Genomic DNA, 24,752 nt, shown 5'->3' on the forward strand with positions numbered 1-24,752 from the left:
GTAAAGTTAGCAGTTTACAGGTTAGTTGGCCGGTGCTGCTCAGGCTGCGCCGGTGGTATATTGTGTAATAGCTGGTAGGTTAAACCAGTTTGCTGCCGGGTTATTTTTACCACACAACCATAATAGAGTTTAAATACATTAAAGGAATCTATTAAGGGCGTATTGGTAATATAGGATAATATACTGCGTACCACACCGGCATGGCAAACAATGGCCGCCTGCTGGTGTTGGGTAATTATTTGATTAAAACAATCTACGGTACGGGTATAGAGTTGTGTATAGCTTTCGCCACCGGGCACCTGTACGTTTACAAAATCGGCCATCCAGGTTTTTAATTCGGGGGCGGGGATATCGTCCCATTTTTGCAGTTCCCAAATACCGCAATGCAATTCTTTTAACTGGGCATTAAAATTTATTTCGTGTGCAGGAAATAATTCCGCCGCCAGCTTACTGCAACGTTGCAATGGGCTGCTAAATACCACCGGTATTTGTGGTGGTAACACCTGTTTTATGGCCCTGGCCTCGGTGGCAAAAGTTTCGGTTATATCCAGATCGGTTTGGCCATAACAAATGCCTTTTTCAACATTGGGTGTAGTATGGCGGATGAGGTATATTTCCATATAATGATTGTATTTATGGTATTTGCTGCCGCCTAAAAATAATGCTTAGGCCAATTGCAGCCTGGGATATTTTTGTTGCATCAACTCAAATAACCCAAACATAATACTGCTGTACATAATAGTGGAAGTAAGCAATCTACCCTCGAATGGTATTGCTATAGTAAGGCAGGCGTTAAAGCCTGCCAGTGTTTTTGAATACGTGGTGCCATCTAACCATACACCAAAATCGGTTACTATCCAGTGAATGCATACCGCTGCTATTGCGGCCATAACCACCCTTTGCACGGTTACTTTCTGTAACATATACTTACCACAAACAGCCATTAAAGCAAATGCGCCATAGGTGTAGTACCAGCCACCATATAAAATGCCTTCGCGGGAAGATGCGTAAACGGTGTAGGATAATATAACATCGCTTACCAATAAGGTAAGTAATGGAAATGCATATGGTTTTATATTGCCTGTAAAATAGGCGCCACCAAATAATGCCATGGCCGCCAGCGGTGTATAATTGGCCAACGGACCAATTGATGCACCCAGGTTTATGGCCAGGCGTATGCCTGACACAGCTATTATGATAATGATTAGTACAATATTTCGGGGGTTAAATTTTGGGATTGACATAGTGTATTTTTTTAAAGTAGGATTAAAAATGTACGGTTATGCCGGCATTTATATTACGCCCCATGGTATTATAGCCTGCCAGTTCCTGGTAGCTGGTGTTGGTAATATTTTTAAGATCGGCAAAGAATTTTATGTTTTTGGTAAAGCGGTATTCAGCATATACATCTACCAGCCAATAGGCTTTTAGGGTTAGTGCCTGGTAGCTGGTAAAATCAAAATCGGCACGTTTGCCAAAATTTCTAATGGCCAGGCTTGCAAATAATTTTTTGGTTACCGGATAATTGAATGTAGCGCTAAAGGTATTTTTTGGCCTTCTTAGCAGGTTAAAATAGGTGGAGTCTTTACCGGCATTTTTGGTGGTTAAATTTCCATCTACATGTGCATAGGCCAGTATAATTTGCCCTTTGTTTTTAAAGTTGAGGGTTGGTTCTATTTCAAAGCCCCAATCGTTTTGTTTATCCTGGTTTATAAAATAGCTGGCATAGGTAGCTGCATCGTAATAAAAAGCAATAGCATCTTTTACCTGCCTGTTAAAAACGGCCACCCTGGCTGTAAATAAATTGTTGGTAGCATAATATTGTGCACCCCCTTCGTAGCTTATGGCTTTTTCCGGCTGCAGGGTGGTAAATGGATTGTGGTACTCAGAATATAACTGGTATAAGGTGGGCACTTTATATGCAGTAGAAATATTGGCAAATAGTTTTATCTGCTTGTTTATAAAATAGGATGGGTTTATATTATAGGCCATATTATTGCCATATTCAGAATGGTTGTTATACCGGCCACCCAGCTCGGCATGAAAACCAGATTTGCCCACATAAATTAGCGCACCATAAATGCCCACCTGCTTTTGTTTAGCCGAATCTTTTGCGATATTGCTTTCATAAGTTCCAGAATAAATTCCTGCATCAAAAACATATTTGTATATGCCGGCTGTATGTACTTCGGTATTTGAATTACGGTAATCAACCCCGCCTACAAAGCTAATTTGCTTGTTTACCGGCAGGCTAATATAGGCTTCTGCAAAATGCTCTTTACCGGTATAGTTACCTGTTGAGTAGCCATCAAATGCAGTTTCTTTTAACAGGGAATCGTTCAGGTAATTGCGATGAATATTATTGTAGTTATACAGCAGGCGGTAAGTGGCTTTGCCCATTGTCCATTCTGTTTTTACACCGGCCTGCATGTTTTTAAGGTTATAGGTATAATCCTTATCATCGGCAAAGGCATCACCATCCAACCTTCCGTTAAACTTGCTATAACGCAGGTAGGGGTTAATGCTAACCTGTTTATTTACCCTGATACCGAAATTGGCATTTAGCGAGTTTTGCTCATACCCATCCTTATCAAAATTGCCGCTATTGGTTTTGTCTGCCGATTCGCTAAAGCCATCTGTTTTATAATGGGTGTAGCCAATATTGTAGGTAAAGAATTGCTTGCCGCCATTAATACCGGCATTCATTTTTACGGTATTGTAGGTACCAAAACCCACAGTAGCATAAGGTGACAGTGTTTTGTTACTGCCTTTTTTGGTAATAATATTTATAACACCTGCAATAGCATCTGCACCGTATAAGGTAGACTGGCTGCCCTTTAAAATTTCGATGCGTTCAATATTATCCAACGGCATTAAACGAAAATCAAAATAGCTGGCCGAAGGATCGTATACCGGTACCCCATCAATAGCAATTAAGGTGTAATCTGATTTGGCGCCCCGCACATAAACCGCTTTATCCTTACCCGGATTACTGTTGGCGCCATTTACCGAAATACCTGCCTGTTCATTTAGCAGCTGTGCCAGGTCTTTACCTTCGCTGCGTTCTAATTGCTGGCGGCTAATTACTGTTAATACCTTACCTGTAGTACTTAGTTTAACCGGAAATTTTGTAGCAGTTACCACTACTTCATTCAACAGGTTTACGGTACTATCTTTTTGTGCAAAAATGCATGGTGTTGCAGCAAGTGCAACCAATGAGAAAAGAATTTTTTTCATGCTCATCTTTCGATTAAGTGGTTAATAATGTCGAAGGATGAGCTTTCAGAACATGAAACACGAATAGAAATGAAAACAGCCTACTGCAGTTAGACAAGTTAACATCTCCGGCCTTTCACCCGAAAGCTCAGCGATTAAATAATTGGTATCTGGCAGGTCTTCTGGCTCGTTTTCTGTTAAACACCTTCCCGTGTAACAACACAGTGGTATGAAGATTTAACAGTATAAAAAACTTACAGCTACGGGGATAGCGCCGGAATTACACCGGACTTCCCTTTTAATTTTAGGATGATTTTGTACCGGGCAACAAAGCAATTGTCAACATTACTTGCGTCGCACTCTTGTACTGCCGATACTATAATCAGCAAATCATCTTCAAAACCAAATCCGTTGCAAAAGTGTAAGATTAAGACCAAACAATCAAATAAGTTTTTTTACATTACAGCAATTAGGTGTAAAACATTTTGCATCTTTAATCAAATTTTTCAGCTATACAATTTTTTGAAATAAAAGGCACATGAAACAAAAACTAAGCAGGTTCGATTTTACCATGATTGTGGTGGGGCTGGTAATTGGTATGGGTATATTTCGCACTGCATCTACTTCTGCCAAAGCTGCCAACGACCCCAATATTTTTTTTATAGCCTGGCTGGTGGGTGGTTTTATTGCCTTGTGTGGCGCCTTAACCTATGCCGAAATTGGTTCCCGCTATCCGGTAACCGGTGGGTATTACCGCATTTTTTCTTATGCCTATCATCCGTCGATTGCCTTTTCTATCAATTGTATTATCCTTATTTCAAATGCCGCCTCCTTAAGCGGTGTGGCATTGATTGGTTCGGGCTATATTAGTCAGGTTATATTTAATCAACCACCATCCGATAATGTAATATCCCTTATTGCCGTATCGGCCATATTGGTTTTTTATGGCGTAAACCTGATGGGTTTAAAAATGAGTGCCAAAACGCAAAATGTATTAATGCTCATAAAAATAAGCATGATACTTATGTTGATTGCTGCGCTGCTTATACCATCTACGCATTATAAGGGCCCAATTGATACAACAGGTAAACCTGTTGAATTTATTGATTATATAAAAGCGCTTGGTCTTGCATTGGTATCGGTATCTTTTACATATGGTGGTTACCAGCAAACCATCAACTTTGGTAATGAGGTAGCAACACCATCTAAGAATATTCCCAAAGGCATATTTATGGGCATTATTATTATTATTGGTTTATACCTGCTGGTAAATTACTCCTACTATACCGTACTTGGTTTTGATGACCTGCGTAATAAAAACGAGATTGCAAAAATTGTAGCTACCAAACTATTTGGAGAAGCAGGCGGTAATGTGTTTTCGGCATTATTGTTTTTGTCTGTACTGGCTTATGTAAATGTATTACTGATGAGTAATCCACGTGTAATGTTTGCCATGAGCGAGGATGGGGTACTGCCAAAAGTGTTTCAAAAAAAATCTGCTAAGAGAGATGTGATGGTAGTATCGCTAACTGTATTTGCGGCCATGTGTATTGTTATTCTGCAATTTGCCAAAACCTTTGATGAGATATTAAGCTTTACTATTTTTCTGGATTGTTTTGGTATGGCAACATCGGCAGGCGCCATTTTTATGCTGCGCAAAAGAACCAAACATTTAGATGGCACCGGTATTTATGCCATGAAGATGTACCCGCTGCTGCCCATTATTTTTATACTTGCCTATACTTTTGTAGGCATTAGCATTGCCATAGATAAACCTGATACTGCTATAACCGGCATTATAGTTTTGGCGGCCTTTATGCTTATTTATTTTATTACCAAAAAGCTGAATAACGGTAAGAACGTACAAGTGAGTGACACAACGGAGGCTTAATATTGATACCAAAGCAGGTTACATAAAAATACCTTCGTAAGCAGCTAGTAGCTTCCATCCACTCACCAGCTTGTGTGTGCATCTTTGTTATGGAAATAAAGGCTGCACAATGAATTTCTTACTATTGATAAGTTGCCCATTTATACTTTTCCTGTTTAAAAAAAAATGCCCGGTTATGATGAACAGAACGTTTGCCATTCTATTATCTATTTTTTCTGTGCCATTTTTACTGCATGCACAAAAACTTCCCATAACATGGACCAAAGTAGCAACCGGTGTTTGGAAAGCAAGCATTGGACAGCCACAAAAATTTGATCTGCTTGGTGCTGCAGGTATTCACCCGCAAACAAAAGCGCTGCAAACATTGGGTGAAGCTGATTTTCCTTTGCCCAAAGTTGAATGCATTGCGGAACTGCAACAAGGAAAAGTTTACCTGCGTTTTCCATTGGAAAAAGAAGAACAATTATTTGGCCTGGGGCTAAACTTTCAAACAGTAAATCAAAGAGGCCGCATACTTGACCTGCATATGGATCATTATGGAGGCACAGACAATGGCAGAACGCATGCTCCCGTTCCATTCTATGTATCCAGCAAAGGTTATGGCGTACTAATTAACAGCGCCGAATATCTTACGGTATATGCCGGCACGGGTTTGCGTACAGACAGTAAACATCCGCCAAAAATATACAACCGTAACAGTGATAAGGACTGGGATGCACAACCATATTCTGATGTAATGGAAATATTGGTACCGGCCAATGGGGTGGAAGTGTATGTATTTGCGGGTAACAGCCCCATGCAAGCAGTGCAACGGTACAACCTGTTTAATGGCGGCGGTGTACTGCCACCCAAGTGGGGATTGGGTTTTACCCAACGTGTGCCTACCTTATCTACCGCAGCTGATGTGCGCAAAGAAGTGGCTGATTTTAAGTTGCATCATTTCCCTTTAGACTTTATTGGTCTTGAGCCGGGCTGGCAAACCAAATCCTATCCCTGTAGTTTTGAGTGGGAGCCTTCACGTTTTAGCGATCCGGCTGCTTTTATCAAAGAGATGAAAGACAGTAATAGCATACGCCTCAACCTCTGGCTAAATCCTTATCTTTCTCCTAGTTCACAGCATTATCCACAGTTAACAAAATATGCAGGTACGCATACCGTATGGAATGGGCTGGTGCCAGATCTTAATATGCCGCAGGCAGTAAATTTGTATAAATCAATATTTACAAAAAATCACATCAATCCCGGCATTTCAGGCTATAAAATAGATGAGGTAGATGGTTACGACAACTGGCTCTGGCCCGATGTGACTAGCTTTCCTTCCGGTATCAGTGCCATGCAAATGCGGCAAAGATTTGGCCTACAATTGCAAAGCCTTACAGCATCCTGGTTTAAAGAAAAAAATATAAGGACTTATGGATTGGTGCGTGGCTCCAATGCAGGTGCATCTTCCCTGCCCTATGTGATCTATGATGATTATTACAATCACCGCGATTTTATAACTGCTTTATGCAACAGTAGTTTTATTGGTGTGCTTTGGACGCCCGAAGTACGCTCCTCACCCACAGCAGAAGAATGGCTTAGGCGCATGCAGGCTGTTTGCTTTTCTCCAATGGCCATGTTAAATGCATGGTCTGACGGTACCAAACCATGGACCTATCCCGAAGTGGAGCAACAGGTAACAGATGTGGCCAACCTGCGCATGCAGTTGTTGCCTTATATCTACAACGCTTTTGCACAATATCATTTCGAAGGCAAACCTCCTGTAAGGGCAATGAACCTGGCCGACAGTTTTTATTATGCCGGTGAAGCAACAAGTGCTGCACTCAACTCGGTTACCAACCCTTATCCATTAGCTATTAAGCAAGACATCAAAGACCAGTTTTTGCTGGGCGATGACCTGCTGGTGGCACCATTTTTTGCTGGCGAGCAAAAACGCAAGGTGATTCTTCCCAAAGGCAATTGGTACAATTTCTACACCGGTGCCTATGCAGGCAATGGCGAAGTGATAGAGATACCGGCCACACTTGATCATATACCGTTGTATGTAAGGGATGGCGCTATTATTCCAATGATTCCTGCGATGGAGCGGGCCCCACGTAAAGAAGAGGTATGGCCCCTGGAACTAAGACACTTTGGCGCCGCCGCGGGAAAACTTTCTTTGTATGATGACGACGGCGAAAGCTTTGATTATGAGAAAGGGCGGTACATGCATTACCAATTCAGTGTTATAAAAGACGCTAATGGCAAATGGCAAGGCAGCGTTACAACGGATAATCCACAACAGCTATCACCCCAATACAATCATTTCACATTTACATTTATGGGTCAGTAATTGCAGTAAGTTGCTTTTGTTCCCGGCTAAGTTTTTCATAGCATCGGCGCTTGCGTCGCACTCTTGTGCGGTTGGAATTTTGTGGATCATTTATCGAAGCGCAGATTGGATCGAAGGTCGTTGGAGACAAGTCCAACGGCGCCAAGGAAGCTGTTGTTAGAAGTTGCTTTATTTTGTAGGCTCTGGAACTTTTTCCCAATTTGGTTGATTTTGATCAACCCAAATTTTCAACCTCCGTCTTGCACTATCTCCATCAACTGCAATTGCTAAATGGTCACATACATCTTTCCAAGAATTAAGGCCACCTACACCTTTTAAACCTGGTATTTTTTCAATCCAATCTCTAGCCGAAGGTGAACTTGTTTTTCGAGATTGTATGTTTCTGTTCGTGGAATTTATAGATGAAAGAGTGGTAGGATTCGAAGTTATATTTATTGGTCGTGTTAGAGTTGTTGGCATTGAAATTAAGAATGGAATAAGATATTCAGAAGCAAGCCGTTCAAGTTCAGGTATATTGCCACTTTCTATTTCAGTTACAAATTTTTCTTTTAATTTGATTTGTTCATTTAGTACTTGAATTTGGATTTTTAAATCCTGAATTTCATCTTTTACTTCATTTACCTCTGACTTCTTAAGCAATTTTAACTCATCAATTTGGGATTTGAGTTTTAAAATCTCTTTTTCTCTCTGCTCAATGTGATCTATAAATTCTAAGTTGTCATAATTTGTGAAGTCAAGAATTTTTTCCAGACGATTTATTAGGTTTATATCTGATAGATTTTTAAGCTCGAATTCGTAAATAATTTTTTCTGTGAATGATCGAAGTTGTCTCCATTGCGGTGAATAAATTCTAAAATGCCTCCCATTTGTTAAAATAGCCAAAACAGGAAGTTCTTTGCCGCAGTAGTCAGCAAGTTGCTGAACATGTTGATTTATATTTTGCCCCAAAGCTTTTGTTTCAACAATTATTCTATTTCCAATATTGATGTCAATACGACTTCCTTGGGCTGCATGTTCAAGGTCCAAGTCAACATGATTAAATGCTTGAAGAAAAGGAATAATGATTTTATATTTAACATTATTCTCACTTTGAATAAAATTCGTGAAGTCAGTATTTGCCAAAATATTAAGCCTTTCAATATTCATATTTTGTCAGTCGTTTTTTTTAATTAGAGAGTATTAGGAATACGAACGCATTATACGAATATAGTGGTACTAAATTCTGAATCCAAAATTTTTTGTTTCGGTGCACTTTGATGCCTTCTGATTTCAAATTGCTAATATTCACTGCTGTTAACGTTCTCGCCAACAGCCTTTGCTTCAAAATAGTGTAAGGTTATTGCTGGACGTTTGTTTGCTATGCCAAAAAAAAGGGGCAGTGGAAAACCACCGCCCCTTTTTCACCCTAAACCTTTAAAAAACGGCAAAGCCAATATAAATTTATTAATTTTTTGGTTTTTCAAAACACTTGAGTAAAAAAAAATTTACCATTGGAAACTAACTTCAACGGAAGCACGGAACGGATATCAACAACAGTACGAACAAGATTTTGCTTAGTTTACTTTGTGTAGCTGTTTTATCACTTTTTTTTTGTTGGTTTCTTCTTTTCTGTTGTAAATAAATCTGCTGTATATTTCTCATACAATTCAAATAAAAATTCAATGCGTTTTGCTTCTGATGTAAATGGTTGTGGTCTGTATGCAAGATCCACGGCTTTGTCTAACTCATTGTGGGCTTTTGTTAATGAAGGGGGCATAGTCAACGGGTCATAAAGGTCAGCGAGAGAAATGTTCGGAAATCCTGCCCTAGTATCTAATACTTTTTGCGCTGCACTTTCAATTGCATGTATTTGTTTTTCTGTTGGACTTTGAGGGAAAGGAAAGTTATTATAAACAATACTTGCAGAATATCTGTAATCACTTTTTAATCTTCCACATACCGATTTTACCCAAGCCATATGAATAAATGAAGTTAAAATGCCGAAGTAATAAATGTTGGCATCTGGCAAAACATATAACTGGTTAGAGGCAATTGTTTCAGGTTTTAAAAAGGCAATAGGAATATATTTTCTGTTTACTGATGAAACTGTTGGAAACGCTAGATAGTTAGATTTTGGTTGACGAATTTCTGCAAAAAGTGTTGGCGTTTCTGAAAGCTTTTTAGTGTTTGGTCTGTCACTATTTGAACGCCATTTTCTGACTGCTTCAATACGTTCCATTATTTTAGAATTTCCTTTTAAATCTTTAAGTTCTGCATCTTGAAGCCATAAACAAAAGCGCTTTTCTGAATGTAATAACTCTCTACCGCCAATAAAAGGTTTTATCAATATTTCCGAATTACTATTTTCCATTATAATTTGGTTACGTTCTTCATCTGACAACGTATAATTACCATCGTCAAGAGCAAAACTTCCATAAATTATTTCGGGAACGTTACAAATTGGAGATTTCCTATTCTCAACAGTGATATCCTTACCTTCAACTAAATATGGGTTGATATTTTTTACAATTATTTCATGCGGTTCGCCTTTTATATCCTCGTAATCAAAAATACTCTTGTTATTAGTATCATAATTTGCGAAGCCTACAATTACACAATGTACGGCTGCATTTCCTTTGGCTTCGTTTCTCCAGCTAAATGTGCGATGTCCAAAATGAATTTTGATGTTGAAATAATTAAAAAGGATAGTCCACAAAATTCCAACTTGTTCACCCTGGGTAATTGAATTAGTGGAAACGTAGGCAACTTTAATTTTTGTGCCTTGTATATATTTTGCAGCTTTCAAATACCATGCAGTTACATAATCCAAAACACCTGTTCCTTTTAGATTTGCAAATACTAGTTCCATATCTGCTTTTTGTTCTGGCTTCTGTTCTTTCTTTCCAATGAATGGTGGATTTCCAAGAATATAAGAAAGGTCGTTTTTACGAACTATATTTTCCCAATCAATTTGCAAAGCATTTCCGTGAAAAATTTTTGCAGATTTTTTGAGTGGTAACCTTACAAAATATTCTCCAAATTCGTTGCTTATTTGCATATTCATTTGGTGGTCAATTAACCACATGGCAACTTCTGCAATTCTTGCAGGAAATTCTTCATATTCAATGCCATACATCATATCTACATCCAGCCAAATAATGCTTTGTATGCCTGTAGCCATTTGTTTTTTATATTGCTGCCTTAATATTTTTAGCTCTAACAAACGTAACTCTCTATAGGTAATAACAAGAAAATTGCCACAGCCACATGCCGGGTCTAAAAACTTTAGGGTGCTTATTTTTTTGTGAAACTCAGGCAGTTTGTTTTTGTTGTCTTTAATGGTTTCAAATTCTTTGTAAAGGTCGTCTAAGAACAGTGGTTTGATTAATTTTAGAATGTTGGTTTCGCTGGTGTAATGGGCACCCAAATTTCTACGTTCTTTAGGGTTCATAACACTTTGAAACATAGAGCCAAAAATGGCAGGTGAAATTTTACTCCAATCTATATAGCAACATTCTAAAAGTGCTAGCCTCATTTTGCTATCGAAACTTGCCATTGGCAATATTTCTTCAAATAGTTTTCCATTAACATAGGGGAAGGCGGCTATTTGTTCGTCAAGATTTTTAAAGCGATTTTCTTTTGGTGTATTTAATACCTGAAACAATTCTTGCAGTTTTGCAGCAAGATCGCTGCCATCTTCATTTGTTCTTTGCTCTATGTAGTTTTGAAACTCTTGTTTATCAAAAATGGTAGTGTCTTCCGCAAACAATAAAAATAAAATACGAACTAAATAAACTTCCAGTGGATGCCCTGTATAGCCAATATCTTCAAGCGTATCGTGCAACCTGCCCATTAACTCAGCAGCTCTAATATTGGCAGGGTCTTGTTCTTTATAAACCTTTTTTTGATAGCCAATTAAAGAGCCAAAATGATTTACATTGTTTACAAGTTCGTTTAGTTTAAAGTCAATGCTTTTTTGTTCTTCAGTATCATATAATCTAAAATGTTCAAAGTCGCTAACCAAAATGTATTTCGGTAGTTCAACTTGTTTTAACCCGTGTGTATATTCAATAGCTTGTGCAAATGCTTTGTCGAGGTTTTTGCCCCTGCTTTTCATTTCAATTAGAATGTTTCCCTTCCAAAGCAAATCAATATATCCATCACTATCCGATAGCTTTTTTACTTTATGTTCAAAGGTTCCAACCTTTTTTCTTGTGATACCAAATACATTAAAGAAAGCATCTAAAAAGGGTTTTGCGTCTGCTTCTTCGTTGGATGTGTTTGCCCATTCTTTTGAAAAGTTTAAGGCTCGGTCTTTTATTTCGTTCCAGCTTAAGGCCATATAGATAAATCTATTAATTTGTTAGGTGGATTGAAAGATACAGAATTAGTTTTATTAGAATTACTTGCTTTTACCGTTGTTTGTTTGCTATTGCTGCTAATGAGTTGCAATTTATTATTGCCAATTTGCAAATAGGTATAGTTGCTTACACCCTGCCATGGTTTACACCAGCTATTTGCCCAATACTATATTATTTAAACCTGAATGGCTAAAATTTTACTGAGTGGTAGTAAAATTTTAATAAGGTATAGTAAAATTTTTGTAGAGGACACTAAAATTTTACCGTGGTAGAGTAAAATTTTGGTATTGGACACTAAAATTTTAATGAGGTTGAGTTAAATTTTGGTAGGGGTAACTAAATTTTTGGTTAGGTAGAGTAAAATTTTGGTAGGGGTAGTTAAAATTTTGGTTAGGTAGAGTAAAATTTTGGTAGGTGGAACTAAAATTTTGGTTAGGTAGAGTAAAATTTTGGTAGGGGCATTTGAAATTTTAGTCAGGGGTAGTAAAATTTTAGTATGGGTAGTTAAAATTTTGATTGGGGTAACCAAAATTTTGGTCAGGTATAGTAAAATTTTGGTATGGGTAGTTAAAATTTTAGTTATGGGTAGTAAAATTTTGGAAGTGGTAGTTAAAATTTTGGTGAGGGATAGTAAAATTTTGGTATGGGTAGTTAAAATTTTAGTCAGGTATAGTAAAATTTTGGTAGGGGCAGTTAAAATTTTAACCCGGTGGGCTAACATTTGGGGCTATTCAATAAACTGTGCATAGGGTTAATGGATAGCTTATGGTGTTTTTGGCGGCACCTTATTTTTTTTAGAACCTGTATTGGGGAAGAATTGGCGTATGTCGGCCCTTTTGGCATCAAAGCCTGGACTATTGCCTTGTTTGTACATGGTGTAATCATAATCCCGCAGGGCATCGGTATAATTATCATAATCATGCACCATTTTAAAATCGGTTAGCATTTTTATCACGCCATCTAACATAAAAAGGCGGGTATCTGCAAATTTGCGGTCGGCAAAGTCAAGGTCATACTCCGGCCAGTTTACATCGGGGCTTTGCAGGGCGGGCTGGTTGGTATGGTAATCGGTTACCTTGTTTATCAGCAATTTATTTTTTTCGCTTATTCGTTTAAATTTTTTTCTTTCACCCACATTCAGGTTTTGTGTAATGGCAATTGAAATAGAATTTATTACGGCAAGGGCATTATCAAAAGCCTGTATTTGTGCGTTGGTAATATGTGTTTTACCAAGATTGTTGATAGCCATGGGGCAGGTAGTTTAATTGTTGGGTAAAAGATATACTGGTAAAATGCTGCCTGTTACCAAACAACATTTTACACAGTATATGAAAACAAAAGAAAATTTAATTAGTGGGCGTTTGTGGTGTGCTGCTTTGTGCAAAAAACTGCCCTAATTCTGCTGCTTTAGCAGCAAAGCCCGGGGTGTTGGTGCCGGCTTTGTACTTAGTAAACTCATAATCTACAAGGGCACTTTGGTAATTGTCGTAATCGTGCACAATCTTGTAGTCTTCCAGCATTTTTTTAACACTGTCGATGGTGTTTAAACGGGTATCGGCAAAACTGCGCTCGGTAAAGTCGGCATCAAAATCTACCCAATCAACATCGGGGCTTTGTAAGGCGGATTGGTTGATGTGGTAATCGTTGGATTTGTTTACCAGCAATTTGTTTTGCTCGTTAATGCTGCCGTATTTTAAGCGGTCGTCAGTGGTAAGGTTGGTACTTACCGAAGTTAGTGCTGTAATGATGCTGTTTAGGCCAGCATCGATAGCTGCTTTTTGCGCAGCCGTTAGGTGCTTTGCACCCAGATTGTTAACTGCCATGGGGATGGAATTTTTGGTTTAAAAAAGAGTTGAGTGTATGTATGTTTTTTAGTGGTAAATGTGTAGCTAATGTAAAAATATTTTTGAAAAAATACAATAGGTGGGGAATTTTTTAAGGTAGGGGAAATTGAAGGCAGATTAGGTTTGCTGGTACAATTATGTAGCCTAGCTTTTGCATCATTGGGTACTTGTGCAATTCTAATCCGCCACTGATAAATAGTTATAAGCCCCTTTGATTATGTATGGAAGAAGGGGAATATTGAATGGGAAAAAAAATAGACGTACTATGAAAGCATTGATTATCAATGATGAATCTTTTTTTGGAAAGGGTATTTAGTTCAGTTATTTTTGAGTTGTACGCAATCCTAATTGAAAATTCCGCTCACCTACAAGCGACAAGACATTCAAGGCGAAAACCCTAATAACCCACCGCACAGAAGCCAACCTTGCAAAAGAGCTGCAATTACCAACACACTGCAAACATTCTTTTAATACAGGCAGACAAAATACAAAAAGGCAAAAACATAAAAACCGCCTGACGACGGCTTTTATGTTTTTATGGATTCATACTTTAAGCATAATATAAATGCCCTCAATATCGCTTACCTTACAAATTCAAACTTTCTTCAAATTTGACACGGTAAATTTGCCCTATGAAATTGTTACTCATAGAAGATGAAAAGGAACTTGCCCTAAGTATTCAAAAATACTTAACAGACAAAGACTTTGTTTGCGAATGGGTTGTCAATGCAAAAACGGCAATTGATAAAATTTCCATTTACGCCTACGATTGCATTTTACTTGACCTCATGTTGCCAGACGGCAATGGTTTTGAAATCTTAAAAGAATTAAAAGACCAAAACAAAACAGAAGGAATAATAATTATTTCGGCAAAGGAAACTTTAGAAACAAGAATAGAAGGTTTTAATCTTGGTGCAGATGATTATCTCACAAAGCCATTTCATTTATCCGAATTGTTGGTAAGGGTTCAGGCATTAATAAGAAGAAAAAACTTTAAAGGAAGTAATATTGTTTCTTTTAATGAAATCCACATTGATATTCTTTCTAAAGCGGTAAAAGTTAATAACAATAAAATTGACATTACTAAAAAAGAGATTGATTTGCTGCTTTACCTAATCGGAAACGAAAACAGGGTATTATCTAAAAGTGCTATTGCCGAACATTTATCAGGCGACATGGCAGATATGTTAGATAACCACGACTTTGTGTATGCACACATTAAAAACCTAAAAAAGAAATTAAATGATGCAGGAAGTGGAGATTATATTAAATCAGTTTACGGCTTAGGCTACAAATGGAAAAATGAATAAAAAACTTTTACATAAAACATCAAGGGCTTACCTGATTTATTCAGTACTGATTTTAATTATATCGGCACCAATTTTTTATTACTCAACAGAAAGGCTTTACATCAAAGAAGCAGACGATACGCTACTACTACACAAAAAAGAATTTCTAAATTATTCTGCTTCAACTTTAAAATATGAAGACATATCAGTTTGGAACAGATTTAACCGTAATGCAAAAATTGAAAGCGTAAAGCAGGTAACCAACGACACACTTTTTTTTAGTTCTTATTATGATACTTTAGATGCAGAAATTGAACCCTACAGAGAACTGAATTTTCCTATAAGCATACAAGGCAAACCATACACCTATTCCGAAAGAATTAATTTAGTAGAAACCGAAGACCTTTTAAAAAATATTGCAATTTTATTTTTTGCAATTATTTCAATTTTACTGTTTGGCTTGTTCTTTATCACAAAAAAACTTTCCCTAAATCTTTGGAAGCCATTTTATAAAACACTTCAGCAAATAGAAAGTTTTGAAATTGACAAAACCAAACAGTCCGACTTTGTCGAAACAGATGTAGAAGAATTTAGCCGTTTAAATACAAGCATACAAAAGCTGATTGAAAGAAATACGGTCATTTACAAAAGCCAAAAAGAGTTTATAGAAAACGCAGCACACGAATTACAAACCCCCTTGGCTGTTTTTCAGGCAAAAATTGATACTCTTATCCAGCGTTCTGATGTTACCCAAGAGCAGTCAGAAATTTTAGTTTCATTAAATGAGAATGTTTCCCGTTTAAACCGATTAAATAAAAACCTGTTATTGCTTTCTAAAATGGAAAATGATAGTTACAGCGACAAACAAACCATTTCATTATCTAATTATATCCAAAAGAATCTTGACTTTTTTACCGAACAGGCAAAAGCAAAGTCGTTGATAATAAAAATGGAACTTCAAAAAGATTTTGAAATAAAATCAAATCCTGTATTAGCCGAGGTACTCATAAGCAATCTTTTTTTAAACGCAATAAAGCATAATATAGAAGGTGGACAAATAAGTATTGCAATGCAGGAGAACAAACTTGTATTTTCAAACAGAGGCCAACCCAGCCCTTTAAACACAGATAAGTTATTCAAACGATTTTCTAAATCAAATCCTTCCGAACAAGGCACAGGTTTAGGTTTATCTATCGTTAATAAAATCGCTGATATTAATAATTGGACGGTTGCCTACAATTATGAAAATAATCTTCATTCTTTTTCCATTCTATTCTAAAATTCAATCTTTCTTCTAAATCATGTTGCAGCTTTGCTCTATCATTTTTAATTCACTTAAAATAATAGCAATGAAAAGGACAACAGTAACAATAGTAGTAATGCTTTTTGCAACACTCACCTTTGCACAAAAAATGCAGGAAAAAAATGTACCTGCCAATGTAAAATCTACTTTTCAAAAAAAGTACCCAACAGCTAAAGAAGTAAAGTGGGACAAAGAAGGTGAAAAGTACGAAGCAAGTTTTGACCTTAATAAAACAGATAATTCTGTATTAATAGATGCACAAGGCAACATTATTGAAACCGAAGTTGAAATTGAATTGACCCAGTTACCAAAAGGTGTTTTGGATTATGTAAAAACGCATTATGAAGGTAAGCAAGCAAAGGAAGGAGCTAAAATTACCGATGCAAAAGGCATAGTAACTTACGAAGTAGAAATTAAAGGAATGGATTTGATTTTTGACAGCAACGGAAAATTTATTAAAGAATTAAAAGGGTAAAGCAATGCGGATAAAATTCAGTTTTTTCGCTTCTGTTGGCAGCCCCGCCAAAAGCCTTTGCTTCCTTCTCCACAGAGTCTCATTGGGTTGCTTTGTGTGCGGCAGGGCCTCTGCAGTTCATTGGCACTGTTGTTAGTATCTGGTAACCATTGCCAAAATATCATATTCAGTGAAGCCATTACTGCGCAGGTTTCTTGTGCCATAGTAAGCCACCTGGGGTAAATAGTTAAAGCCTCTTTGAAGATTTATGGAAGAAGAGCAACATTGAATAAAAAATAATTGAAATATAAAAGCATTAATTATCAATAACCCATTTTTTTTGGAAAGGGCATTTTGTTCATCTATTTTCGAGTTGTGTGTAATGCGATAGCAATACTCTGGTAACTCATCGTACAAAAAATTGACCTCTGAAAAAAGCTATCTTTGCACCACAATTATTCATTCAATATGACAAATATATTTTTTCGTTTTTTTTTAAAATTCGCTACCCTTTCTTTATTTTCCTTATTCTTTCTAGTAAATAATTTAAGAGCACAAACATCAGGTAATATAATAGGCAGCGTAACAAGTAATCAACAATCTGTAGAGTATGCTACAGTTGTTTTATCAAAATTGCCCGATTCCCTAAAAGCAGTTCATTATACTACTACAGACTCGTTAGGAAAATTCGTATTTAGCGATATAGAATTTGGTAATTACTTCCTAAAAGTTACATTAATTGGACACCTGCCAACTACCCTTAAAGTAAGTTTAACAAAGGAAAACAATACAGTAAATCTAAAAAATATAATAGTGCTTAATGACAAAAATTCTCTAGGCACTGTAATAGTAACAGCACAAAAAAAGCTTATTCAAAAAACGACTGAAGGTTTTATAGTAAACGCATCTTCAAACATTACACAAATTGGTGGTACAGCAACTGACCTGCTAAAAAGTACACCAACAGTTGCAGTTGATGCAGATGGAGGCATTACGCTTCGTGGAAAAAAACCGTTAATCTTAATCAATGGCAGAAATTCTGCATTTTCTAGTATAGACCAAATACCTGCTAGTAGTATTGAAAGTATTGAAATCATCAATAACGCATCAGCAAAATACGATGCCAATGCGCAAAGTGGTATAATTAATATTAAATTGAAAAAGAACAAACTTAGTGGTACAAATGGTGCTTTTTCATTAGGTGCAGGAGTTGGCTCAAGAGGGCGTACTGCCAATTCGTTTATTATAAACCACAAAACACCAAAATGGAATTTAGGTTTAGGTTACGACAATCGTTTTGCAGGTAGAACAAAACATATTACAACGGAAAGAACAGATTTTTATTTGCCCGATACATATTTGCTTAACCAAGCTAGAAACGACGAAAGGGTTGAAAAATTACAGAACTTGAAATTTAACGCTGACTTTTCACCCGATAATAAAAATAGTTTTTCTTTTGAAGCTATCGGCAGTAGTGAAGGGCAAGACAATGATGAAACCTTAAAAAGTATTATTCTAAAACAAAGCAAAGCTTTTAATTACAGTAATAGCAGACATTCATTAGAATTACAAAAAGCAAAACTAGCTGAATTTGCCTTTGGCTACAATCGAAAATTTACCAATCCTATAAAAGCATTTTCTGTAAATCTTACTTCTTCATTCGACAAAGCAAGAGAAAATACAAATATAACTACACAAAGCCTAAGTGAAAACCAAATGAACTTAGGAAATCCTATTTTTCAAAAAACGCATAACTACGAAAATTCAAATATTTCTGATGTAATAGTTGATTATACTACTCCTTTATTTAAAAAGGGTATCTTAGAAACAGGGTTTAAAGGTACATTTCGTTTTATTGAAAATGACTATGAAGCATCTGACAAGATTGGAAATAATTATGTTATCAATGAAGGCTCAACAAATATTTTTACCTTCAAAGAACAGATTTATGCAGCATATTTATTATTTCACTCATTTATAGGAAAAGAAGAAAATGCAAAATGGAAATACGATATTGGAGTAAGAGCCGAACAGGTAAATAATAATGGCTATACTCAAAACAGCAGTACCAAATTTTCAAACAATTATATAAAACTATTTCCAACATTAAATCTTAGCTACGAAATCACCAAAACACAACTAATAAAAATAAGCTACGCCAAAAGAATAAATCGCCCAGATTTAGACGAACTTAACCCTTTTTTAGATATTACAGATGCACTAAATCCACACAGCGGAAATCCTAATTTAAAACCAGAAATAATTCAAGCTGTCGAGTTGGGTTACAATAAACAGTGGGAAAAAATAAGTCTTTCATCCAATTTGTTTTATCGATATTCTCAAAATACAATCCGAAATTTTTTACAACCATTAACAAGTGGTGTTGTACTACGTTTGCCTGTAAATATTGGAACAGCTAACAGCTATGGATTTGAAAACATTATTACAGCAAAACCATTAAATTTTTATGACCTTAATTTGAGTTTTACAATCTTTCAACAAAAATTAAATGGCAGTAATGTTTCTGCTGAAGCAATTCAAAATGGTTTTAATTGGAATGGAAAAATAATTAATAATTTTTCACCTGGACAAAAAAGTAAGTTGCAAATTATAGGTAATTATAGTTCAGCACAAATCAATCCACAAGGAAAAAGTATTGCAATCTATAATGTTGATTTAGGTTTTCAACAAAAACTAGGTAAAGGCAATTCAAGATTAGGGTTAATTGTAGTTGACGCTTTTAATTCTCTTAAAAGTGGTGGATATACTTTTACAAATGATTTTAATAGCTCTCGATTTCAGAAAGCAGACACAAGAGCATTTATGATAACATTTGCACATTCATTTAAAACAGCTTTCAAAGAAAAATTATTAGAAAACAAATTTTCAAAAGAGTTTTAGTAAAAATTAATAACAGTAAACCAAGACAATGCATTACACATAGTCGAGTAAGCAAGGGGGAATTCGCCCGTTCTGCCGAAGTTGGTCGCCTGACCAACAGCATACGCTTCAATGGCTGCTAAGATATAAGCCCAGTAGATAATCCAATCGTACAAGAGTGCGAAGCAAGAATACAGTTCTTGCCGTTTAATTTGGGTATCGTTTAAAACTACAAAACAAAAAATTTTGAGTAGTGTCAAAAGGGGTTATATGGTCTTCGGTAATGCAACGTATTTTTTTAAATCCGTTTTGCAGTAAAGTAGTTAAATTTTCTTCGCTGTATTGTGTAATGGGTAAACCACTACATTTTTTAGGGCCATTGTTTGAAAAGGTACCGATGGTTAAAAAACCTGAAACCGCCTTCCTTGCTCTCTCCAAATATTGGGCAACTTGTTCTGCGGTTGTTAAAAAATGAAAAGTTGCCCTGTCGTGCCAAATATCAAAAGTAGTAGTTGGTTTAAATTCGGTGATGTCACTAACAATCCAATTTATTTTTTCTGCTTTACTGCCCAAACGTTTCTTTGCTTTTTCAAGAGCTTGAGCAGAAATATCGAGCACGGTAATATTTTCAAAACCTTCGTTCAATAAATAATCCACTAGCTTACTGTCACCGCCACCAATGTCTATTATTTTAGCAGTTTTTTTTAGTCCGAAAGAATGTATAAAATTCAGGGAAGTTGTTGGAATGTCCTGTGTCCAGCTTACTTGGTTTGGGGCTTTGGTTTTATATACTTTGTCCCAATGATGTTGCATTGCTTTGTTCATACCATAAAGGTTCAAATAAAAAACATGAATTAGGTAACAATTTTTAAGCAATTGTTGTTACTACCGATGTTGATCCACTGACCAAAAGCATAAGCTTCAATGGTTTCTTTTGCCGTTGGAGGGGGGCGCCAACAGCAGCATGAATATTAGAATATTGGTTTGAGTATGTATTAATATTTGGCAAGGGCACTTCTTCCTGTAACAACAGCAAATCCCGTTTAACAGCGGGATTTGTGATTTATGGTATTTGATTGTAAAGGCAAAATATTTAAAATGCTATTGGCATTTATTACATTTACCACGCAGAGCGCCGCAGGCAATCTGCTCTTGGCAAAGCCTATCGAAAGAAGGGCTTTGCTTTTTTTATGTAAGCTTTAGTTGATTTAATGCTACTGTTGGCGTTACTGCCAACGGAATTATGTTACGGATAGCAATAGTACATTACAGTATTGTGTAGTAGTCTACAGAAAATATTATCACTCTGTTGATTCAAACATTTCCTTAGCTATCATTATAGCTGTCATTGCTCTTGGCCAACCTGTGTAGAATGCTAAATGAGTAATTACACCAACCAGTTCAGTCTCAGTTAGTCCATTATCTTTTGCACGGCCTAAATGATATTTTAGTTGGCCATTATGTTCGCCTGCAACTAAAGCTGCAACAGTAATTAAACTCCTGTCTCTGGGTGAAAGTTCTTTTCCTTCCCACACGTCACCAAAAAGTACATTGTCAGTATATTCAACAAGCTTTGGTGCAAAATCTCCTAACATTTTTTGAATTGCGGATTTTTTATTGTCGTTATTCATTTATTATTTTATTAATAGTTACAAAGAAAATATATTGTTTATAGTGTTGCTAAATATTTGTACAAACTCAAAAATATACTAACCAAATACCTTTACCAAAATAACTAGTTCTCTGCTGCCGATGTTGGTAGCTAGACCAACAGCATACGCTTCAATGGTTACTAAGATAAAAGCCCATTCCTAATCCAACCGCACAAGAGTGCGACGCAAGGAAAGCCATATGCATATTCTTTTGCCGGGTTCAAAAAAAGTATGCTATTCATGTAGCAAATTAGCGTTCAACAAAACGCTAATAAGGAATTTGCGAGGCGAAGCAGTAAATACGTAATAAGCGTTGCTGAATAATAATACCATTGCCGGTCACCATTACTGCAATACTTTCTCGATGGCTTTGGCTTTTAATAGACATTCTTCATACTCCTGATCTGCATTGCTATAAAAAGTAATACCGCTGCCAACCTGATAACTAAGGTATTGGTTGTTTGCATTGTACATGATACTGCGGATTACTACATTAAAATCGAAATTGTTATCAGGTGTAATGTAGCCTACAGCACCAGAGAAAATACCCCTGCGGGTGTGTTCGTATTGCTCAATAAGTTGCATTACCCTTTTTTTTGGTGCTCCCGTCATTGAACCCATGGGGAAGGTTGCCCGCAGGATATTAGTCATAGAAATGCCCGGTTGAAGGGTACCCGTTATAGTAGAGATCATTTGATGCAATTGCGGAAAACTATATATACCAAATAGCTCTTCTACCTGTACTGAGTTTTCGGTACATATTTTACTTAGGTCGTTACGCACCAAATCTACCACCATTACGTTTTCGCTACGCTCCTTAGTGCTTTGCAACAAGTAGTCTTTGTTTTGCTCATCCTGTATGTTATCAGCGCTTCTTTGTATGGTACCCTTGATGGGTTGGGAGATTAATTTATTGCCCGTTTTTTGCAAAAAACGTTCCGGACTGGCACATAATAAATAATTATGGTTTACCCTGTAAAAACAGGAAAAAGGATTTGGGGAAAGGGCATTAAGTTGCTGATAAACAGCCACCGGCTGTATGGTTGAATGCTCAGCAAAAAACTCCATACAAAAATTCATCTCGTAACAATCGCCACGTAAAATATGTTGGCGCAATTCTTCGATGGTATTAATGTATTCTTGCCTGTTTAAACGGGCTTGTATATTAATGCTACCATTATTGGATATTACAGGAACCTCTGTTTCAGAAATTTGCTTAAATACCAGCGCAGGTTGATTGTTGATGCAACTGATGGTTGCCTTATTTTGCTGTAATTGTATGATTGTTTCGGGCTGAAAAAGAAAAATATCAGGGAAACCAATATTATCAGGGTGAGATGATACTAGTGGCTCTATTTCGTTTTTTAAATCGTATGCAAAATGCCCGAATAGCCAGTCATTCTGCTGATTGCAGAATTTATCAAGATCTTGCAGCGCATCACCTTTTTCCGGGGCAAAACTGTTTATAGCCCCAGCAGCACCTAAACACTCTAACCTATTGTGGGCATATTGGTATTGGTTATTGTCTAAAAAACAACAGATGCTATGCTGTTGTAACCAGTATAACATCTGTTGCTTAAACAATACCGTATTGTGTACAGTAAAAGATAATGTGTTTCTATGCAAAATGATATGGCGGATTAAAAATCGTCATCCTCATCATCAAAACCTTTAGAATCATTAAAAAGGTCGAATTCTTTAAAATCATCGTCCAAAGAAAGGTCATCGTCTGCAGCCTTTTTGGTTGAACCACCACCGGTAGATTTTTTACCTTTTGATTTTGGGATATCGAACTCTTCAAAATCAGGATCCCAGCTATCATCTTCTTCCGGTTTATCCCAATCATCTACTTCGTCTGCAATATCATCATCTTCTTCGTCATCGTCATCGTCAGCGCTTTTTTTAGCAGATGCTTTTCCTGATTTTGCAGATGGCTTTGCTTTGGCGCCAGTGGTTTCTTCGTCCAAATCATCGTCATCATCGTCGTCAAGCTCCTTTTTAGCTTTTGGCGATGGTTTTTTACTAGTTTCCTTAGAAGATGCTGCAGGTTTACTGCCAGCAATTTTTTTGTCTTTGTCTGATTTTGATGCCATAATACAAGTGATTAACAGCGTAAAATTTAAACGAGTTTTTTACATGGCAAAAAAAATTTTTTGCCACTGGAAAATTGAATAATGATATGATTCTTTTACAACAGAAAAAGTAACCCTCTGTCGCAATTTTTATTATAAACTTATTATCTGTTCACGTCCCGGACCATTAGAAACATATTTTACCGGCGCCCCTACATATCCATTAATAAAGTCTATATAGGTTGACATTTCAGCAGGTAATTCTGCTGCATCTTTTATTTGTGTACTATCGGTATGCCAACCTGCAAATTTTTTATAAACAGGGTCTATTACCACATTGTTCATTTGAAACGGAACTTCTTCCTGGTGGGCGCCATTGATATTGTAGGCAGTGCATACCTGCAGGTTTTCAAAAGTATCCAATACATCTGCTTTTGTCATAACCATTTTTGTAACGCCATTAATCATACAGGCATATTTCAATGCAACCAGATCAATCCAGCCGCAGCGGCGTGGCCTGCCGGTAGTAGCACCAAATTCGCTACCCAGTTTTCTTAATTCCTCGCCGGTTGCGTCTTCCAGTTCTGTAGGGAAGGGACCACCACCCACACGGGTACAATAGGCTTTGGTAACACCCAAAATATCTTTAATTTTTTGTGGGGCAACACCTAAACCATTACAAACGCCTGCAGAAATTGTACTGCTGGATGTTACAAACGGGAAAGTACCAAAATCTATATCCAGCATACTGCCTTGCGCACCTTCGGCCAATACTTTTTTGCCTTCGCTTATTTTACTGTTTATAAAATATTCGCCATTTACAATATTAAGGGTGCGCAAAAATTCCAATGCCTCAAAAAATTCCTCTTCCCAGGCGCTGATATCTTCAATAAAATGGAAATTATCCAGCAATTTCTGGTGCTTTAAACGCAGTTTAATATAGTTGGTAATAAAGCTTTTATCCATTAAATCCCCAACTCTTAAGGCATTACGGCCAGTTTTATCCATATAGGCCGGCCCAATACCCTTTAGTGTAGACCCAATTTTACTATCGCCCTTTTGCAGCTCAGAGGCCTTATCCAACGCACGGTGTGTAGGTACAATAAGGTTGGTGCGCTGAGAAATAAACAGGTTTTTTCTTACATCAATACCATAGGCGGCAACGGCATCGCATTCTCTTTTTAGCGTTATTGGGTCAAGCACCACGCCATTTCCAATAATATTTACAATATTCTGATGAAAAATGCCCGAGGGTATCTGGTGCAATACCATTTTTTTACCGTCTACATATAAAGTATGTCCGGCATTGGGTCCGCCCTGGAAACGGGCCACCACATCGTAGTTGGGAGCAAAAAAATCTACAATCTTACCTTTTCCTTCGTCGCCCCATTGTAAGCCCAGTATTACATCAACCATGTAAAGTGTTTGTTGTTGAAGGGCAAAAATAAACAGTGAAGCGTTTAAACAAGCAATGTTTTT

The 24,752-nt window shown here is 36.8% G+C and carries 18 protein-coding genes and 1 riboswitch; of the genes, 6 read left to right on the forward strand and 12 right to left on the reverse strand.

Translation table 11 applies throughout. From position 1 onward, the window contains the following. Nucleotides 1–14: 14 nt before the first annotated feature. From cobC to GD597_RS08405, 3 genes are read right to left on the reverse strand one after another with little or no spacing between them, the layout of a single operon-like run. A complete protein-coding gene (cobC, locus tag GD597_RS08395) occupies nucleotides 15–620 on the reverse strand; it encodes an alpha-ribazole phosphatase family protein (protein WP_171607385.1) in 606 nt (201 codons plus the stop codon). Between the two features lie 45 nt (nucleotides 621–665). Continuing rightward, nucleotides 666–1,244 carry a DUF6580 family putative transport protein gene (locus tag GD597_RS08400; protein WP_171607386.1) on the reverse strand — a complete coding sequence of 193 codons (579 nt, stop codon included), beginning with the start codon at nucleotides 1,242–1,244 and terminating at the stop codon, nucleotides 666–668. Between the two features lie 22 nt (nucleotides 1,245–1,266). After that, a complete protein-coding gene (locus GD597_RS08405) occupies nucleotides 1,267–3,237 on the reverse strand; it encodes a TonB-dependent receptor plug domain-containing protein (protein ID WP_171607387.1) in 1,971 nt (656 codons plus the stop codon). 134 nt (nucleotides 3,238–3,371) lie between these two features. Continuing rightward, nucleotides 3,372–3,556, reverse strand: a riboswitch (cobalamin riboswitch). 198 nt (nucleotides 3,557–3,754) lie between these two features. On the opposite strand from GD597_RS08405, the gene GD597_RS08410 reads away from it, so the two are divergent. Then, nucleotides 3,755–5,107, forward strand: a complete 1,353-nt coding sequence (locus GD597_RS08410; protein ID WP_171607388.1) for an APC family permease — start codon at nucleotides 3,755–3,757, stop codon at nucleotides 5,105–5,107. A gap of 175 nt (nucleotides 5,108–5,282) precedes the next feature. Further along, nucleotides 5,283–7,439 carry a glycoside hydrolase family 31 protein gene (locus tag GD597_RS08415; RefSeq protein ID WP_216368544.1) on the forward strand — a complete coding sequence of 719 codons (2,157 nt, stop codon included), beginning with the start codon at nucleotides 5,283–5,285 and terminating at the stop codon, nucleotides 7,437–7,439. 168 nt (nucleotides 7,440–7,607) lie between these two features. Here the strand turns inward: GD597_RS08415 and GD597_RS08420 are convergent, their stop codons facing one another. The 4 genes from GD597_RS08420 to GD597_RS08435 all read right to left on the reverse strand — a co-directional run bounded on the left by GD597_RS08420 (nucleotide 7,608) and on the right by GD597_RS08435 (nucleotide 13,602). Further along, the gene (locus GD597_RS08420) at nucleotides 7,608–8,585 is read right to left on the reverse strand and encodes a hypothetical protein (protein WP_171607389.1); all 978 of its coding nucleotides are present in this window, start codon (nucleotides 8,583–8,585) and stop codon (nucleotides 7,608–7,610) included. Between the two features lie 433 nt (nucleotides 8,586–9,018). Then, complete coding sequence (locus tag GD597_RS08425; RefSeq protein ID WP_171607390.1) at nucleotides 9,019–11,760, reverse strand: class I SAM-dependent DNA methyltransferase; 2,742 nt, start codon at nucleotides 11,758–11,760, stop codon at nucleotides 9,019–9,021. Nucleotides 11,761–12,542: 782 nt separating this feature from the next. Further along, a complete protein-coding gene (locus tag GD597_RS08430; protein ID WP_171607391.1) occupies nucleotides 12,543–13,028 on the reverse strand; it encodes a hypothetical protein in 486 nt (161 codons plus the stop codon). Nucleotides 13,029–13,125: 97 nt separating this feature from the next. Next, nucleotides 13,126–13,602 (reverse strand): hypothetical protein, encoded by a 477-nt coding sequence (locus GD597_RS08435; RefSeq protein WP_171607392.1) that lies wholly within the window; start codon nucleotides 13,600–13,602, stop codon nucleotides 13,126–13,128. 653 nt (nucleotides 13,603–14,255) lie between these two features. Here GD597_RS08435 and GD597_RS08440 point away from each other — a divergent pair. The 4 genes from GD597_RS08440 (at nucleotide 14,256) to GD597_RS08455 (ending at nucleotide 19,570) form a co-directional block, all read left to right on the forward strand. Beyond that, a complete protein-coding gene (locus tag GD597_RS08440) occupies nucleotides 14,256–14,933 on the forward strand; it encodes a response regulator transcription factor (protein WP_171607393.1) in 678 nt (225 codons plus the stop codon). After that, nucleotides 14,926–16,191, forward strand: coding sequence for a sensor histidine kinase (locus GD597_RS08445; protein WP_171607394.1), 1,266 nt, complete (start codon nucleotides 14,926–14,928; stop codon nucleotides 16,189–16,191). The genes GD597_RS08440 and GD597_RS08445 overlap by 8 nt, the downstream gene beginning before the upstream one ends. 70 nt (nucleotides 16,192–16,261) lie before the next feature. Continuing rightward, complete coding sequence (locus tag GD597_RS08450; RefSeq protein ID WP_171607395.1) at nucleotides 16,262–16,690, forward strand: PepSY-like domain-containing protein; 429 nt, start codon at nucleotides 16,262–16,264, stop codon at nucleotides 16,688–16,690. A gap of 447 nt (nucleotides 16,691–17,137) precedes the next feature. After that, a complete protein-coding gene (locus GD597_RS08455) occupies nucleotides 17,138–19,570 on the forward strand; it encodes a TonB-dependent receptor domain-containing protein (RefSeq protein WP_171607396.1) in 2,433 nt (810 codons plus the stop codon). Nucleotides 19,571–19,756: 186 nt separating this feature from the next. Here the strand turns inward: GD597_RS08455 and GD597_RS08460 are convergent, their stop codons facing one another. The 5 genes from GD597_RS08460 to GD597_RS08480 form a co-directional block, all read right to left on the reverse strand. Beyond that, nucleotides 19,757–20,374, reverse strand: coding sequence for a class I SAM-dependent methyltransferase (locus GD597_RS08460; protein ID WP_171607397.1), 618 nt, complete (start codon nucleotides 20,372–20,374; stop codon nucleotides 19,757–19,759). 476 nt (nucleotides 20,375–20,850) lie between these two features. Then, nucleotides 20,851–21,180, reverse strand: a complete 330-nt coding sequence (locus GD597_RS08465) for a carboxymuconolactone decarboxylase family protein (protein ID WP_171607398.1) — start codon at nucleotides 21,178–21,180, stop codon at nucleotides 20,851–20,853. A gap of 366 nt (nucleotides 21,181–21,546) precedes the next feature. Further along, on the reverse strand, nucleotides 21,547–22,785 hold the full coding sequence (locus GD597_RS08470; protein ID WP_235954225.1) for an anthranilate synthase component I family protein: 1,239 nt from the start codon (nucleotides 22,783–22,785) through the stop codon (nucleotides 21,547–21,549). A 56-nt stretch (nucleotides 22,786–22,841) separates the two neighbouring features. Next, a complete protein-coding gene (locus GD597_RS08475; RefSeq protein WP_171607399.1) occupies nucleotides 22,842–23,294 on the reverse strand; it encodes a hypothetical protein in 453 nt (150 codons plus the stop codon). A 132-nt stretch (nucleotides 23,295–23,426) separates the two neighbouring features. Beyond that, nucleotides 23,427–24,689, reverse strand: coding sequence for an adenylosuccinate synthase (locus tag GD597_RS08480; RefSeq protein ID WP_171607400.1), 1,263 nt, complete (start codon nucleotides 24,687–24,689; stop codon nucleotides 23,427–23,429). Between the last annotated feature and the right edge of the window lie 63 nt (nucleotides 24,690–24,752).

Origin of the sequence: Limnovirga soli (assembly GCF_013106755.1) — a bacterium.
Taxonomy (GTDB): domain Bacteria; phylum Bacteroidota; class Bacteroidia; order Chitinophagales; family Chitinophagaceae; genus Limnovirga; species Limnovirga soli.